Here is a 16,503-nt window from a genome sequence, read left to right as displayed (position 1 = left end):
GATTACCATTGCGGCGCTGGGCCGTCACTAAGCCAGCTGCGAACCTCATCAAAAAAGTGCTGAGCCAGCGGCGTGGCCCGGCCTGGCTCGGCGATAACCACCGCCGCATGGCGTGACATCGGTTCAATCAGCAGCTTACGTCGCTGCAACTCCGGCGTCATGGTGGGCAGCAGATGGCCAACCGGTGAAATCAGGCAGCCAAGGCCGACCTGTACTGCCTGCAACAACTGAAAAATCGAGGCGGTTTCCAGCACTACGCGTAGCGTCAGGTCAGCGGCACGGAAATGGCTGTCGATATAACGGCGGAAATAGCGCGTTGGCTCGGCAAGGCATAGCGGTTGTCCGGCGGCTTCGTCCAGCGTCAGCGGCGCATCCCCCTGCAGCTGCGGAAAATACTGCGGGTGGAACAGCAGCTCAACGCCATTATCCTGCAGTGATTCCGCCTGAAAATGCAGCTCGCGCAGCGTTACCCGTTCAAAGAAACCAATCCCCACATCCACCGTATGACTGTTCAGAGCCTCCAGCAGCTGATCTGCACTGAGCACCGCGACGCGGTAATCCAGTTGCGGATAGCGCGCGCTGATCGCCTTGAGCATCAGCGGAAGCGGGATGCTGCATTGCGGCACGACGCCAATACGCAGGGTGCCATTGACGCCATGCTTCAGTGACTCGACTTCCAGTTTTAACCCCTGATAAACCGAGACGATTTCACGCGCCCATACCAGCACCCGCTCCCCTTCGGCGGTAAAACCAGCGAAGTTATTGCTGCGATTGATCAGTCCCAGCCCCAGTTCCCGTTCAAGGTTTTTCAGGCGCATCGACAAGGTGGGCTGGCTGACAAAGCTGGCTTCTGCGGCACGACCAAAATGGCGCTCGCGTTCCAGATTGCACAGATAAATTAATTGCTTTATATCCATTTTTTTCAATATCTTAAAAAAGATAACAAAAACCCACCGGCGGGTGGGCTTAGGGGACTGGCAATGCATACTTCAATCGGTTTTACTGGCATAGATCCCCTCCCTGACAGATATCAGCCGCAAGTTGCTCAGTATTGATGCCACTATTATCGCTGATCTTAAGATGGGGATCCAATAAGCCTGCGACTGATATCAGGCTACTCCCCTGCCTGCCGGCAGGGGAAGCTCCCGCCACTAACCCAGATACTCGATAATCGACAGACCGCCGTTATAGTCGGTGCTGTAGATAATGCCCTGCGCATCGACAAACACATCACAGGACTGAATCACCTGCGGCCGCCCCGGACGGGTATCCATCATTCGCGCCGGTGCGGCAGGCACCAGCGCCGCGGTTTCAACCGGGCGGTAAGGGTTGCTGATATCATAGGCGCGCACGCCGGCATTCTGATAGGTGGCAAAAATCAGCGTCGAACTGATAAAGCTGCCGGGCCGGTTCTCATGCAAATTATGCGGACCAAAATGTGCGCCTTTCGCCACATAATCCACCTCATCCGGCTGCGGGAAGGTAGAGATACTGACCGGATTCGCCGGTTCACGAATATCAAATAACCAGATCAGTTTCTCACCATCTTGCTGATTATCCAGTACCGCTTCATCCAGAACCACCAGCAGATCGCGGTCCGGTAACGGCAACGCGGTATGCGTACCGCCGCCAAACGGCGGACTCCAGTTACGATGACTGATCAACTTTGGCTGACTGCGGTCTTTTACATCGAGGATCGTCAGACCACCATCGCGCCAGCTGCCATAAGCGGTATCGCCGCTGATAATCGCATGATGTAATGCGTAGCGTTTGCCTTCCGGCCACTGCGCCTGCTCCCCGGCTGCCTGGTTCATCCCTGGCAGCCACCAGCGCCCCGCCACTTCCGGTTTGCGCGGGTCGGCGAGATCAATGGTAAGAAAGATATAGTCGCTAAACCCCTCAATCAGCGCCGACACATAGGCCCAGCGTCCGCCCACATACCAGATACGGTGAATACCGATGCCATTAAGCGACAGAAAACCGATCTCACGCGGCTTATCCGGCGTTGAGATATCAAATACGCGCAGACCTGCGCTCCAGCCTTTATCCCTGACGTCACTCACCGTCTCAGCAACGGAGCGGGTGTAGTAGACTTTTTCATCCGCAAAGCGGGTATCGGCAAACAGGTCGCGGGCGTTAATCACCAGCAACAGATCATCATGCGCCTGTAAATGCACATTCCAGGTACCCGGCGGCGCGGCGACAAAGCCTGCGGTTTTCGGGTTCTTCGCATCGCGCACATCGACAATCGAAAAACCCTGCGACACCATATGGCCGATATAAGCAAAACCGCGATGCACCATCAGTTGCACGCCATCCGGTCGGCCGCCCTGGTCGCTATGGCCGATCAGCCGCATATTGCGGCTGTAGTCGGGACGCGGTAATTCACTACTCATGACCGCTCCTTATTTATTTTTTGCCTGTAATGTGGCAAACCACGGCTGGATAAAGTCTTCCGTTTGTCCCCAGCCCGGAATGATTTTACCCAGACCGGCCACGTTTACCGCCCCCGGCTGACTGACCAGCAGCGCCTGAGGGATCACCGCAGCTTTAAAGTCATAGGTCGCCGGCGTCGGCTCACCCGCAATCTTATTGGCGATCAGACGCACATTGGTGGCGCCTATCAGTTTCGGATCGACCGCCACGCTCACTTTCCACGGGCTGCCCGCTTCACGCATCAGCTGCAGATCCTGGTTAGATACATCAATACTGTAGAGTTTGATCTCGGTACGGCCATTCTCCTTCAGCGCTTTGTAGGCCCCCTGGCTAAAGGCATCCCAGGTTCCCCAGATAGCATCAACTTTGCCTTTCGGATACTTGGCCAGTATCGCCCCCACTTTATTGGCGGTATCGCCCTGCACATCAGAAGAGACCGCGCCAATCGATTCCAGTTCATGAATCCCCGGGTTCTGTTTCAGCAACGTCTGCCAGGCCGCCTGACGACGCTCCATTGGCGGGAAACCGGCCACCCACAGCTTGATAATATTCGCCTTGCCGTTGAAATCTTTAATCAACTGGCCAGCCGACAGATTGGTCAGCGAAGCATCGTCCTGCTGCGTAACGGTTACCCCGGGGATGGCGCCATTCACTGCGGTATCAAATACCGTTACCGCAATGCCGGCGTCAGAGATACGTTTTACTAACTGCGTGGAATAGGGATCGCGCCCCTGAGAAAGGATAATACCGTCATATTTCTGACTAATCGCCTGATTAACAAAATCCTGGAAACGCGCATCATCGCCGTTGCTGAGAAAAGTGCTGACCTTAAAGCCGAGTTTCTTACCTTCCTGAATCGCACCAGCGACAAACTGGGTGGTGTTATCGTCGGAGCCAAGATTACGGATCACCGCGATACGGATCGGGCCATCGTGTGCAGCGATCGCCTGTGGAACCGGGGCCGGCGTCGCAGCAAAGCCCGGCAGCGCATTAAGTAATCCCAAAGCCAATAAAGAGAGCGAGAGTTTTTTCATTATAATTCCCTGTTTGTTGTAATTTAGGTCGCTGGATACCCATGACAGGCGCTGTCGCCTGCGGACATCGCCTGTTACCAATAATGAATTGATTCAACACATATTTCATATTGCTGACTGGCAGGCAATGACAGAAATAGCATAAGATACAATTAAACGTTATTAGCCATCCGGATGTCCAGATATAACATCAGGTTAGTGAAGTTATCTGGCAGCGCGCATTTCACCACCAGACACCGCGCCGCACTGACGTCCCACATTACAAGGACTTATTATGAGCAATACCGATATTCGCGTCGTCCCCGGCCCGGCTAACTACTACTCGCACCCCGGTGCCTTCGCGCGTCTCAACGAATTATATAGCGACGAGGCATTGTCGCGCGCGGTATGGGTGTTTGGCGAACGCGCCATCGCCGCTGCGACGCCATTCCTGCCGGCAGCATTTAACGCGCCTGGCGCAAAACATCTGCTGTTTAAAGGCCACTGTAGCGAAAGCGATGTGGCGCAACTGGCGGCGGACGCCGGCACCGATCGCGCCGTGGTGATTGGTATCGGCGGCGGCGCCTTGCTGGATAGCGCCAAAGCGCTGGCACGTAAACTTGGCGTCCCGGTGGTCGCCATGCCGACGATTGCCGCCACCTGTGCCGCCTGGACGCCGCTCTCGGTCTGGTATAATGATGCCGGCCAGGCGCTGGGCTACGAGATTTTCAACGATGCCAATCATCTGGTACTGGTGGAGCCGCAAATTCTGCTGGAGGCACCGGCGGAGTATTTACTGGCAGGCATCGGTGATACGCTGGCGAAATGGTATGAGGCCGTGGTGCTGGCCCCGTCACCGCAGGATTTGCCGCTGACCGTGCGTCTGGGGCTGGATGCAGCGCTGACTATCCGTGATGTGCTGCTCGATCACAGCGAAGCGGCGCTGGCGGATCAGCAACGTGGGGTACTGACGCAGGCGTTTCGCGATGTGGTGGACGCGATTATTGCCGGTGGCGGGATGGTCGGCGGACTGGGTGAACGCTTCACCCGCATTGCCGCCGCTCATGCGGTGCACAACGGCCTGACGGTGCTGCCGCAGACCGATCGGTTCCTGCATGGCACCAAAGTGGCGTACGGTATTCTGGTACAAAGCGCCCTGCTCGGTCAGGATGAGGTGCTGGCGCAGCTGATTGCCGCTTATCAGCGTTTCCACCTGCCGACCACCCTGGCGCAGCTGGAAGTCGATATTAACGATCGCGATGCACTGGATCGGGTGATTGCCCATACCCTGCGCCCGGTGGAATCGATACATTATCTGCCGGTCACGCTTACTGCCGATAGATTGCGCGCCGCATTTGAAAAAGTGGAAACCGCTGGCCGTCCGGCCTGAGTCCCCTTCATTCACAGGAGTCATAATGTCTGAATTAAACGCACAGCCACTGTCCTGGGGTCATGGACCCGCAGTGTTTGAAGTATTCCTTGAACCCACCTGTCCCTACTCGGTGCGCGCTTTTAATAAGCTCGACGCGCTACTGGCGCAGGTGGGTGAAGATAAGCTAACGGTGAAAATTCGTCTGCAGTCGCAACCCTGGCATCTGTTCTCCGGCGTCATTGTCCGCTGCATCCTGGCGGCATCGACGCTGCCTGATGGCAAGGCGGCCGCACGCGCGGTGCTAAAAGCGGTGGCCGACCATCGTGAAGAGTTTGAGTTTACCGACCACTGCAGCGGCCCGAATATGGATGCCACGCCGCAGCAGATTATCGATCGTATCGAAAGCTACAGCGGCGTGCAGCTGGCTGCAGCCTTTGCTCGTCCTGAACTGCAGAGCGAAATAAAATGGCACTGTAAATACGCGCGCCAGAACGGGATCCACGTGTCGCCAACCTTCCTGGTCAACGGTCTGGTGCAGGCGGATCTCGGCAGCGGGGATGATATCAGCGTCTGGGCGCAGCGTATTCTGGCGTAGTCAGCGTTAACCACCGCACTCAGGCCACGCCGAGTGCGGTTTTCACTTCATGAGCAATTTTTTCCACCTGGGGGCCATAGATCACCTGCACATCATGATCGCTGACCCGGTTAACGCCGTTAGCGCCGGTGGTCATCAGCGTCTGGTCTACCACCTCTTTCATCTCTTTCACCCGCACCCGTAAGCGGGTAAAGCAGCAATCGACATCTTCTATATTACTCTCGCCCCCCAGCCCGCTGATAATCACTTTGGTGCGCTCATCCGCCGCTACCGGCGCCGCCGTCTCTGGCTCATCGGACTCCCGTCCCGGCGTTTCCACATTCATCCGGCGGATAATAAAACGAAAACTGTAGTAGTAGACCGGAACATAGATTAGCCCCAGCAGGATACTCCACCACCACTGAGTTTTACTGCCGCCGAGGATACCAAACACCAGCAGGTCGATAGCCCCGCCCTGGACATTGCCGATCATCAGATGCATCACCGACATCAACATAAAAGAGAGGCCGCTCAGCAGCGCATGCAGGATATACAGCAGCGGTGAGACAAAAATAAAGCAGAATTCCAGCGGTTCAGTAATGCCGGTGGTAAACGAGGTTAAGGCGCCCGCCAGCACCAGCGCCCTGACACGCTGTTTATGCTCCGGTCGCGCGCTGTGATAGATAGCCAGCGCCGCCGCCGGCAGGCCAAACATCATCACCGGAATTTTACCCTGCGCCAGGAAGCGCGTGGCTTCACGCACCGTATCGTCAGGGATCAGGCCTGGACTGGTCAGCGCGGCATTAAAGATATTCAGCGCACCAACGATACTCTGATTATCAACGTTGGCGATGCCGCCAATTGGCGTAAAGCGCACGGTTTCATTCAGGATATGATGCAGACCGGTGGGGATCAGCAGACGCTCAAAGGTGCCGTACAGAAAGGCGCCATACTGGCCGCTTTTACCAATCAGCTCCCCCACCCAGGCAATGCCCGCGCCAATGCCTGGCCAGACAGTGGCCAGCAGGATCCCCACCAGCGGCAGTACGACGACGGTAACAATCGGCACAAAACGCCGTCCGCCAAAAAAGCCGATCGCCGTTGGCAGTTGCTGGGTATAGAAGCGATTATGAATCGCCACCGTTATTAAGCCGGCAATCACCCCGCCCAGCACGCTCATGTTGTAGGTAAAGATGCCGAGCATGTCGATATATTCTGCGGAAGTCATCATCGCCGTGGTCTGGTCCATACCGGATTTCTGCAGCGCTTCAGCGGTGGTGGTCGCCGCAGTCAGTCCTTTCGCCGCCAGCGTAGCGCTGACTCCGACATGCATGGCAATAAATCCGATGACGGCGGCAAAAGCCGCCGTCGGCTTCTCCGCTTTCGCCAGGCCGATGGCGCTGGCCACCGCAAAGAATACCGGCAGATTGGCAAACAGCGCCCCGGCCACCTTACGAATAAAGCCGATAATCAGCTGCGGCGTGTGTAACTGCGCAAAAGCCTCTCCGGTGACCGCCGGATTTTGCAGCGCGGCGGCAACCCCGAGAAAAATCCCGGCGGCGGCAATCACCGAGATCGGCATCATCAGCGCCTTGCCGAAGGCGTGAACTTTACTGCCAAAATCTTTCATAACCCGCCCCTGTAGCAGCCTGTGAAAGATTAATTATTAGTCAACAAATTGATAAAGGGGCGCAATTGCCCGCTGCGTTCCGGGTAAAGCTTGAACAGCGTCACAGTTTCGCCCGCCGCACGATAAACCGCAGCTATCACACCATTCAGTCAATCAATTAGACAAAATGGGGTGGCGGTTGCAGACTTTGCGCCGAAAGCAGTAATAATTCATTAACAACTCATAAACATAAAACCTGCATCCATTATGAAATTTAAATCAGAAATAAAGCCTTACCAGGCCGCTGCGGGCGGCTGGGGTTCACTGGAAGCCACCACGCGTTTTGTGTTTGACAGCAAACAAGTTTTGAAAAACATGCGCAATTTAATGCGCATGAACAAAGCGAAAGGGTTTGACTGCCCGGGCTGCGCATGGGGTGATGACAATAAAAGCACCTTCAGTTTTTGTGAAAACGGCGCCAAAGCGGTCACCTGGGAAGCCACCCGCCGTTTTATCGATGCCGAATTTTTTGCCGCTCACAGTGTGGCAACCTTGTATCAACAAAGTGATTATTTCCTTGAGTATCAGGGGCGTCTTACTGAGCCGTTGCGCTACAACCGCGCCACCGATCATTATGAGCCAATCAGCTGGGATGATGCGTTCGCATTAATCGCCCGCCATCTGCATGCGATGGACAATCCGCATCAGCTGGAACTTTATACCTCCGGGCGCGCCAGTAACGAGGCCTCCTGGCTCTATCAGCTCTTTGGCCGGATGTTCGGCACCAATAACTTTCCTGACTGCTCCAATATGTGCCACGAGGCCAGCGGCGCCGGACTGAAACGCAGTATCGGCGTCGGCAAAGGCACCATTCGCCTTGATGATTTCGACCATGCCGATGCGATTTTCGTTTTTGGGCAGAACCCGGGGACCAACCATCCGCGCATGCTGCACAGCCTGCGTCACGCGGCGGACCACGGGGCGAAAATTGTTACCTTTAATACCCTGCGTGAACGTGGCCTTGAGCGTTTTGCCGATCCACAAAAACCGCTGGAAGTCGTCACCTCCAAAGCCGGCACCATCAGCTCCACCTATTATCAGCCTAACCTCGGCGGTGATATGGCGGCGATCCGCGGCATGGTCAAAGTGCTGCGGGAGACGCATCTCACGCGGATTGCTGCCGGAGAAAAAGGTCTGTTTGACGAGGCGTTTATTCAGGCCAATACCGAAGGGGTTGATGCCTATCTGGCGCAAGTTGCCGCCACAGAGTGGGCGCAAATTGAACAGCAGTCCGGCCTGACGCAACAACAGATCCGCGAAGCGGCGGCGATCTATCAGAGCGCGGAACGGGTGATCTGTACCTGGGCGATGGGTGTCACCCAGCATAAACACTCGGTCGATACGGTACGTGAAATCGTTAATCTGCAGTTGCTGTTTGGCCAGCTCGGCAAACCGGGAGCCGGTCTCTGCCCGGTGCGCGGTCACAGTAATGTGCAGGGCAACCGCACCATGGGTATTGATGAGAAGCCGACGAAAGCCTTTCTCGACAGTATGGCGAATCACTTCGGCTTTGAACCGCCACGCAACATCGGTCATAACACCGTCGAAGCGCTGGAAGCGATGCTGCGCGATGAGATCAAGGTACTGATCGCTCTCGGCGGTAACCTCGCGGCGGCGGCGCCGGACAGTCCGCGTACCGAAGAAGCATTGAGCCGCTGTCAGCTGACGGTACAGATCAGTACCAAGCTGAACCGCAGTCATCTGGTGCCGGGCCGTCAGGACGCGCTGATCCTGCCTACCCTTGGCCGTACCGAACAGGATATTCAGGCCAGTGGTCCGCAGTTTATTACCGTTGAAGACTCCTTCAGTATGGTGCATGCCTCCGAAGGGGTGGGAAAACCGCTTGCCGATACCCAGCGCTCAGAAACCGCCATTGTTGCCGGTATCGCCAACGCGGTGCTGGGCGGTGAAAAACTCGACTGGCTGGATCTGGCGAGTAATTATGACAAGATCCGTGACCATATTGCCGCCACGATTCCAGGCTTTAAAGATTTCAATCAGCAGTGTGAGCTGCCGGGGGGATTCTGGCTTGGTAACGCCGCCGCTGAACTGCGCTTTAATACCCTGAACAATAAGGCGCAGTTTAGCGCTGCCGCACTGCCGGACTCCCTGTTCCCGCAGTTGGGCGAGACCAAAGTACCGTTCACCCTGCAAACCCTGCGTTCGCACGATCAGTACAACACCACCATTTACGGTCTTGATGACCGCTATCGCGGCGTCTATGGCCAGCGTGAAGTGCTGTTTATCCATCCCGATGATATGGCGGAACTGGGCCTGCAGGCAGGCGAAAACGTCGATATTGAAACGCTGTGGAATGACGGCATCACCCGCCGGGTCAGCGGCTTTAAGCTGGTGCCTTACGCGATTCCGCGCGGTAATCTGGCTGCCTATTATCCGGAAACCAACCCGCTGGTTCCGCTGTCAAGTTTTGGCGACGGCAGCGGTACGCCGACCTCAAAATCAGTGCCGGTAAAAATATCTTTGTCGCTGCCAGTGGCCAGCCAGCGCATCGCCTGACCCACCTTTCGGCGGTTTCAGTTGCAGGTCAGGACCGTCTGGCCTGCGCTGAAAACCGCAATTGATCCTTGCCCGCAGACGGTTAATCGCGTAAAACTGTCAGCCGCTCTTAGGCCACGAAAATAACTCATTATGTTCCAGGATAACCCGCTGCTCGCGCAGCTGAAACAGAAGCTCCACTCCCAGACGCCGCGCGTTGAAGGTGTGGTAAAAGGCACTGAAAAAGGATTCGGCTTTTTAGAAGTCGATGCACAGAAAAGCTATTTCATCCCGCCGCCGCAGATGAAAAAAGTGATGCATGGCGATCGGGTGATTGCCGTGGTGCAGACTGACAAAGATCGTGAAATTGCCGAGCCGGAAAAACTGGTTGAGCCTTTTCTGACGCGTTTTGTTGGCCGGGTGCAGAAGAAAGACGATCGTCTGTCGATTGTTCCCGATCATCCGTTGATCAAGGATGCCATTCCCTGCCGTCCGGATCGCAGCGTTGAGCACGATTTTCAGGCTGGTGACTGGGCGGTGGCCGAAATGCGTCGCCATCCGCTGAAGGGCGACCGCAGTTTTTACGCCGAGTTAACCCATTTTATTACCACTGCGGATGACCATCTGGCGCCGTGGTGGGTGACGCTGTCGCGCCATAACCTGGAACGCGAAGCGCCGGAAGTCTCTGCCGCCGCGATGCTCGATGAGCAGTTGCAGCGCGAAGATCTGACCGCACTGGAGTTTGTCACCATCGACAGCGCCAGCACCGAAGATATGGATGACGCATTGTATGTGGAAGAGACGGCGGATGGCTCGCTGTTGCTGACCATCGCCATCGCCGATCCGACCGCCTATGTTCCGGTGGGGAGTGAACTGGACGCGATTGCCGCCGAGCGCGCCTTCACCAACTATCTGCCAGGCTTTAATATCCCGATGCTGCCACGTCAGCTGTCGGATGATATCTGCTCCCTGCGGCCACAGGTGCGTCGCCCGGTTCTCGCCTGTCGCGTCACGGTTGCCGCCGACGGTACGCTGTCTGACGATATTCACTTCTTTGCCGCCTGGATCGAATCTAAAGCCAAGCTGGTGTATGACAACGTCTCTGACTGGCTGGAGAATAGCGGCGAATGGCAGCCGGAATCGGCAGCCATTGCGCATCAGATCCGTCTGCTGCACCGTCTGTGTCTGGCACGTAGCGAGTGGCGTCAGAACCATGCGCTGGTGTTTAAAGATCGCCCTGACTACCGTTTCCTGCTGGGTGAGAAAGGCGAAGTGCTGGATATTATTGCTGAGCCGCGCCGCATTGCTAACCGCATTGTCGAAGAAGCGATGATCACCGCCAATATCTGCGCCGCCATTGTGTTGCGCGATAAGCTCGGCTTTGGCGTGTATAACGTTCATCTTGGCTTTGACAGCACCAATGCTGAACAGGCGGCGGCGATTCTGGCGGCTAACGGGGTTACCGTTGATCCGGCGGCCATTGTCACGCTGGACGGCTTCCGTGCCCTGCGTCGTGAACTGGACTCGCATCCGACCCAGTTCCTTGACAGCCGCATTCGTCGTTTCCAGTCGTTTGCTGAAATCAGCACCGAGCCAGGCCCGCACTTTGGTCTGGGTCTGGAGGCGTATGCCACCTGGACCTCTCCGATCCGTAAGTACGGCGATATGATTAACCATCGTCTGCTGAAAGCGATCATCAAGGGTGAAGCCATTGACCGTCCGCTGGATGAACTGACGGTGAAAATGAGCGAACGTCGCCGTCTCAACCGTATGGCTGAACGCGATGTTGGTGACTGGCTCTACTCGCGCTACCTGCAGAAATCGGCCGGTACCGATAGCCGTTTCAGCGCCGAGATTATCGATATCTCGCGCGGCGGTATGCGTGTCCGTCTGTTGGACATTGGTGCCGTGGCCTTTATTCCGGCGCCATTCCTGCATGCCGTACGTGACGAAATGGTCTGTAGCCAGGAGAGCGGCACCGTGCAGATTAAAGGCGAAGTGGTCTATCGCGTGACCGACGTGATTGAGGTCACCATCGCTGAAGTGCGTATGGAAACCCGCAGTGTGGTAGCGCGCCCGGTAGCGTAACGCCCACTACCCGGAGGTACTCGCACAGGGGAGCCATTAATGGCTCCCTTTTTATTGAATGGCTCCTGTTCTATTTTAACCGCTCCCCCCAGCCTTAATACCCTTCCGGCATATAACTGCAATTACTTTAGCTGTAGCTCACACTTTTCCGCCGATTCACTTTCCATAACAAACCATTACATTACTTTTAACCTGTTGCTCACCCTGTTCCTTCTCTTCCGGACCAACAAGGAGTTTGTGATGAAAAACGTCAAGACCGGGATTATCTGGATAGCTGTGGCGTTAGTCGGGGCCTTCGCCTTTGGCATGCTGGCGCTGAGCCGCGGCGAACACGTTAACGCCGTCTGGCTGGTGGTGGCGGCGGTTGCCTGCTACAGCATCGCCTGGCGCTTCTACAGCTTGTTTATCGCCCGCAATATTTTCGAACTGGACGATCGTCGTCGTACCCCTGCCGAGCGCTTTAACGACGGACTGGACTATGTACCAACCAACAAATGGGTGCTGTTCGGCCATCACTTTGCTGCCATCGCCGGCGCCGGACCGTTAGTCGGGCCAATTCTTGCCGCGCAGATGGGTTTCTTACCCGGCACTATCTGGATTCTGGTTGGCGTAATGCTGGCCGGTGCGGTGCAGGATTTTCTGATCCTGTTTATCTCTACCCGGCGTGATGGTCGTTCGCTGGGTGAGATGGCCAGACAGGAACTGGGCGCCTTTGCCGGGGTGATCACTATGCTGGGTGCGCTGGGGGTGATGATCATTATCCTCTCGGCGCTGGCGCTGGTGGTGGTAAAGGCGCTGGCAGACAGCCCATGGGGACTGTTTACCATTGCCGCGACCATTCCGATTGCGCTATTTATGGGCGTCTGGATGCGCTTTCTGCGCCCGGGCAAAATTGCTGAAGTATCGGTTATTGGTTTTGTGCTGATGATGGCGGCGATTGTCTACGGCGGTGATATCGCCCGCGATCCTTACTGGGGCCCGTTCTTTACCCTGAAAGGCACCTCGCTGACCTGGGTACTGGTGATCTACGGCTTTGTCGCCTCGGTGCTGCCGGTGTGGTTACTGCTGGCACCGCGCGATTATCTCTCCACCTTTCTGAAAATTGGGGTGATTATCGGCCTTGCCATCGGCATTGTGTTCGCGATGCCGGAGATGAAGATGCCCGCGGTATCGCGCTTTATTGATGGCAGTGGTCCGGTGTTCTCCGGCGCCCTGTTCCCGTTCCTGTTTATTACCATCGCCTGCGGCGCCATCTCCGGCTTCCATGCGCTGGTGTCCAGCGGTACCACGCCAAAACTGGTGGAGCGCGAAAGTCATATCCGCTTTATCGGCTACGGCGCGATGCTGATGGAGTCATTTGTTGCCATTATGGCGCTGATCTGCGCCTCGGTGATTGAACCGGGGATCTATTTTGCCATGAACTCGCCGGTCGCGCTGATTGGCACCACCGTCGAAAGCGCCTCGCAGATGATTAACAGTTGGGGCTTTGTAATAACCCCGGAAGCGCTGACCGCTGTCGCCCGCGATGTCGGCGAACATTCGGTTCTGTCACGTGCCGGCGGCGCACCGACCTTTGCCGTCGGGATGGCGCATATCATTACCGAGGTATTTAACAGCCGCGCGATGATGGCCTTCTGGTATCACTTCGCCATTCTGTTTGAGGCGCTGTTTATTCTCACCGCCGTCGATGCCGGGACGCGCGCCTGTCGTTTTATGGTCCAGGACCTGGTGGGTACCGTGGTGCCATCGCTGGCCAATAATCGCTCCTGGCTGGGGAATATGGCGGGGACCACCGTCGCCGTTGCCTGCTGGGGTTTCTTTGTCTATCAGGGGGTGATCGATCCGCTGGGCGGCATTAATACCCTGTGGCCGCTGTTTGGTATCGGTAACCAAATGCTGGCGTCAATGGCGCTGATCCTCGGCACGGTGGTGCTGTTCAAAATGAAAAAACAGCGCTATGCATGGGTCACCATGTTGCCCACCAGCTGGCTGTTTATCACCTCAATGACCGCTGGCTGGCAGAAAATCTTCCATGAAAAACCGTCGATTGGTTTTCTCGCCCAGGCGAATAAATTTTCGAAAGGCATCGCCGATGGCGTAGTGATCGCGCCGGCCAAAACCGTCGCCGATATGCAAACCATCGTGCTGAACAACCAGATTAATGCGGCGCTGTGCGCCTTCTTTATGCTGGTCGCCATTACCATGCTGGTCTCGGCGTTGTTTGTGATTCGCCGCGCCCTGAAAAGCAGCGCGCCGACGGCTCATGAAGCGGAAGTTTCTCTGCGTAAGGAGCCTCGCCATGTCTGATACCCTGGCCCCGGTTACTCTCCTGCTTTATCTGTGGCCTGCGCATCCTCTGCCATAGTGATATTGCCTGTGGGTTCAGCCAGGGATTGCTGGATCTGCAGGCGAAACTGATGGCCGTCAGCCTCCAGCACCAGTCCGTGTTGCGGATGGTAGATCCAGTTCAGCGCCTGCAGATAGATCTTCTCCCATCCGGCCTTGCCACCAATAATCTGGTTATTGGCGCCGATGGCGGTGCTGTTTTCCAGCATCATCATCGCATGTGACAGGGTGGCGCTGCTATTAGCCGCCGCCACTTCGCTAAACACCAGTCGCGCTCCGGGTTGCGCCTCGCTGATCTGATCCAGCTGGTCGATGGTTTGCGGCTGGTGGCCGAGAAAATGGCGGTAATTATCTGCCCGGGTTGCGGCGCGCAGCCATTGTGCGGTGGCATGACTGATCAGCTGACTGGCAAGCTGCAGATTGATCAGTGGCATCCATGGCTGTTGTTCATAACCTTCCAGCGTCTGGCGCGCCTCGCTAAACTGCGGCTCCAGCACATATTCCTCCGCGCGCTGCAGCGTTTGACGTAATTGCGGTGAATAATCAATCAGTAGCGGACAGACCGGGATCGGCTCAGCACGCAGCGGCGCCAGTACCTCGACCAGTTGCCTGCACATATCGTCAGGCGCCAGCACAAACATAATCGCCTGCGCCGACAGGGTGCCGCTGATCGTGCTATCGCTATCATTCGCCCGCTGTGATTCAGTAAGCATACTGCTGTTCAGCGCCATCACCAGCGGAATGCGCAGGTGATTACAACTTTTACCCAGCGTCAGCGCATTATCCGCCAGTCGCCTGACACGCTCCTGCGGAGCGCTGAAGTCGCTGCTGTTATCACCACCGGCAGTGTAGATCACCCGGTCATCAAGACGTGGCGCATACAGCCCGCTGATTTCGGCAGCCAGCGCCGCCTGCTGAATATTGCCAGGCAGAAAAGCGCGCACATGATTTTGCTGTAACAAACGGGCTGAAGAACCAAAATCAGTCAGGGTGACATTGCCCTGGTTATCACTGCTGATACCGCGTAAATCGGTGGCCACCAGCCGATAATCGCCAGCCGGCAACGCCACCAGCGCCTTACTGATGGATTGGCTGGATAATTCACTGAGCTTTTCCCCCAGCGCGTTAAATGCCGGAACCACTCCTTTGCTAAACAGATAACCCAGTTTCAGGCTGATTAGCTCGCCGTCGGCCAGGGCTCCCGGCTGGTTAATCTGCTGCTCTTCCAGCTGATAGATCGCCTGCCGCTGCTGCGCCTGGTGAATTTCCAGCCCATTAAGTGCATTACGCCGCGCCATTTTCTTATACCAGTCCGGACGGATAACCATCGCGTCTGTGAATGAAGAGATCAGTAGCGGCTTACCCTGGCGCAGCAGGGAGAATTGATGAGGCGCATGACTCATTGCATCAAACCACTGGATACTAAACGCTTTTTGCTGGTTATGCTGTAAACCGGCTAAGGTGCTTTGCCAGAGTTCTTCACCGCTGATCGACTCCCCCTTTTTATCCAGCGACGTAAAACGTCCCTGCGCGAAATCGACGATAATATCCTCGGCTTCGGCGAATTCCGAATTACGCGGCGGCGCCGGAGATTTAACCCGCACCACATAATGCACCTGCGGATAACTGTCGCCAATACTGTCCCAACGTAATACGCCGCCAATATCAGCCTGATAGCCTTTGCTCTGCAAAAACTGCTGTACCACCTCGGTGATTTTATCCTGGCGGGTAAACAGGCCGTCCTGTTTCAGCAAACCGGTATGGTGCAAATTCACAAAGCGCGGAAATCCGTCAAAATCACTGATAATGTTCATCGTCTTTGCCGGGGCTTTGATATCAATAAAGGCGAATTTATATTTACTGCCGAATGCCGGGGGCGGAACCGGAAGTTGATTAATCCGGCACACCTCATTCCTGTAGGTTGAAAAAACCTGTTTCACATGGAGGGATATTTTCTCGATAACCGAGTCGGGTAACTGATTCCACGCCACTTTTATCACCTGCCCCCCTTGCTTAAACAGGCCAATAATCGCCTGAGCACCATACTTACCGACCAGATAACTGGCCCCTTCACCTGCCAGACCGAGCGCAGCGTTAATCCAGGCTCGCTGGGCCTCTTCCGGGCGGTCTGCGGATAACGCCAGTATCATATTGGGGAAAATGGTAAAACTGCTCAGCCCGAGACTGGTCTTCCAGCTGGTAAGGGCAGCAAACACTCTGGTCGCAGTGGCGCTGGCGCCCGCTACCGGGGTAATGGTGACCGCCAGGCTGAAAATACTGAGTAAGGTGATAATCGCCTCCAGCGTTTCAAAGGCGCTATCGACAAGATATTCTTTGTCAGATTTAATGATGTAATCCACATCGGCTTTCAGCATATGGATAAAATTATCCAGTAGATCATTTGGCAGATGATTAAACTTAACCAGCCACAGGGAAGCATCCTCCGCCTCCGGCTCCACCCATCTGGTCTGACTGAATAGTTTGCCATACAGATAGACATCATAATAAC

General features: G+C 55.9%; 10 protein-coding genes. 5 read left to right on the top strand and 5 right to left on the bottom strand.

The annotated features are described in order from the left end of the window. Positions 1–2: 2 nt before the first annotated feature. The 3 genes from JWF83_RS25125 to JWF83_RS25115 all read right to left on the bottom strand — a co-directional run bounded on the left by JWF83_RS25125 (position 3) and on the right by JWF83_RS25115 (position 3,470). Positions 3–917 carry a LysR family transcriptional regulator gene (locus tag JWF83_RS25125; protein WP_413653223.1) on the bottom strand — a complete coding sequence of 305 codons (915 nt, stop codon included), beginning with the start codon at positions 915–917 and terminating at the stop codon, positions 3–5. Positions 918–1,151: 234 nt separating this feature from the next. Next, complete coding sequence (locus tag JWF83_RS25120) at positions 1,152–2,396, bottom strand: LVIVD repeat-containing protein (RefSeq protein WP_413653222.1); 1,245 nt, start codon at positions 2,394–2,396, stop codon at positions 1,152–1,154. A gap of 9 nt (positions 2,397–2,405) precedes the next feature. Beyond that, entirely contained in the window at positions 2,406–3,470 is a 1,065-nt protein-coding gene (locus JWF83_RS25115; RefSeq protein WP_413653221.1) for a sugar ABC transporter substrate-binding protein, read from the bottom strand. Positions 3,471–3,744: 274 nt separating this feature from the next. Between JWF83_RS25115 and JWF83_RS25110 the strand changes: the two genes are divergently transcribed. Together JWF83_RS25110 and JWF83_RS25105 are read left to right on the top strand one after the other, a co-directional pair. After that, entirely contained in the window at positions 3,745–4,839 is a 1,095-nt protein-coding gene (locus JWF83_RS25110) for an oxidoreductase (RefSeq protein WP_413653220.1), read from the top strand. A 25-nt stretch (positions 4,840–4,864) separates the two neighbouring features. Continuing rightward, positions 4,865–5,416, top strand: a complete 552-nt coding sequence (locus JWF83_RS25105) for a DsbA family protein (protein ID WP_413653219.1) — start codon at positions 4,865–4,867, stop codon at positions 5,414–5,416. A 19-nt stretch (positions 5,417–5,435) separates the two neighbouring features. Here JWF83_RS25105 and JWF83_RS25100 read toward each other — a convergent pair whose 3' ends face one another. Further along, positions 5,436–7,025, bottom strand: a complete 1,590-nt coding sequence (locus JWF83_RS25100; protein WP_413653218.1) for a PTS transporter subunit EIIC — start codon at positions 7,023–7,025, stop codon at positions 5,436–5,438. 246 nt (positions 7,026–7,271) lie between these two features. Between JWF83_RS25100 and JWF83_RS25095 the strand changes: the two genes are divergently transcribed. From JWF83_RS25095 to JWF83_RS25085, 3 genes are all read left to right on the top strand, one after another. Further along, on the top strand, positions 7,272–9,581 hold the full coding sequence (locus tag JWF83_RS25095) for an FdhF/YdeP family oxidoreductase (RefSeq protein WP_413653217.1): 2,310 nt from the start codon (positions 7,272–7,274) through the stop codon (positions 9,579–9,581). 132 nt (positions 9,582–9,713) lie between these two features. After that, the gene (locus tag JWF83_RS25090; protein WP_413653216.1) at positions 9,714–11,648 is read left to right on the top strand and encodes an exoribonuclease II; all 1,935 of its coding nucleotides are present in this window, start codon (positions 9,714–9,716) and stop codon (positions 11,646–11,648) included. A gap of 240 nt (positions 11,649–11,888) precedes the next feature. Beyond that, entirely contained in the window at positions 11,889–13,955 is a 2,067-nt protein-coding gene (locus JWF83_RS25085) for a carbon starvation CstA family protein (RefSeq protein WP_413653215.1), read from the top strand. Between the two features lie 14 nt (positions 13,956–13,969). Here JWF83_RS25085 and JWF83_RS25080 read toward each other — a convergent pair. Beyond that, positions 13,970–16,503, bottom strand: a 2,534-nt coding sequence (locus JWF83_RS25080; RefSeq protein ID WP_413653214.1) for a hypothetical protein, incomplete at its 5' end; no start/stop codon positions are given.

It is taken from the genome of Pantoea sp. B65 (genome assembly GCF_047308185.1).
Lineage (GTDB): Bacteria > Pseudomonadota > Gammaproteobacteria > Enterobacterales > Enterobacteriaceae > Erwinia.
The sequence above is the reverse complement of the archived record's forward strand: the minus strand, read 5'-3'. Positions and strand labels throughout refer to the sequence as shown.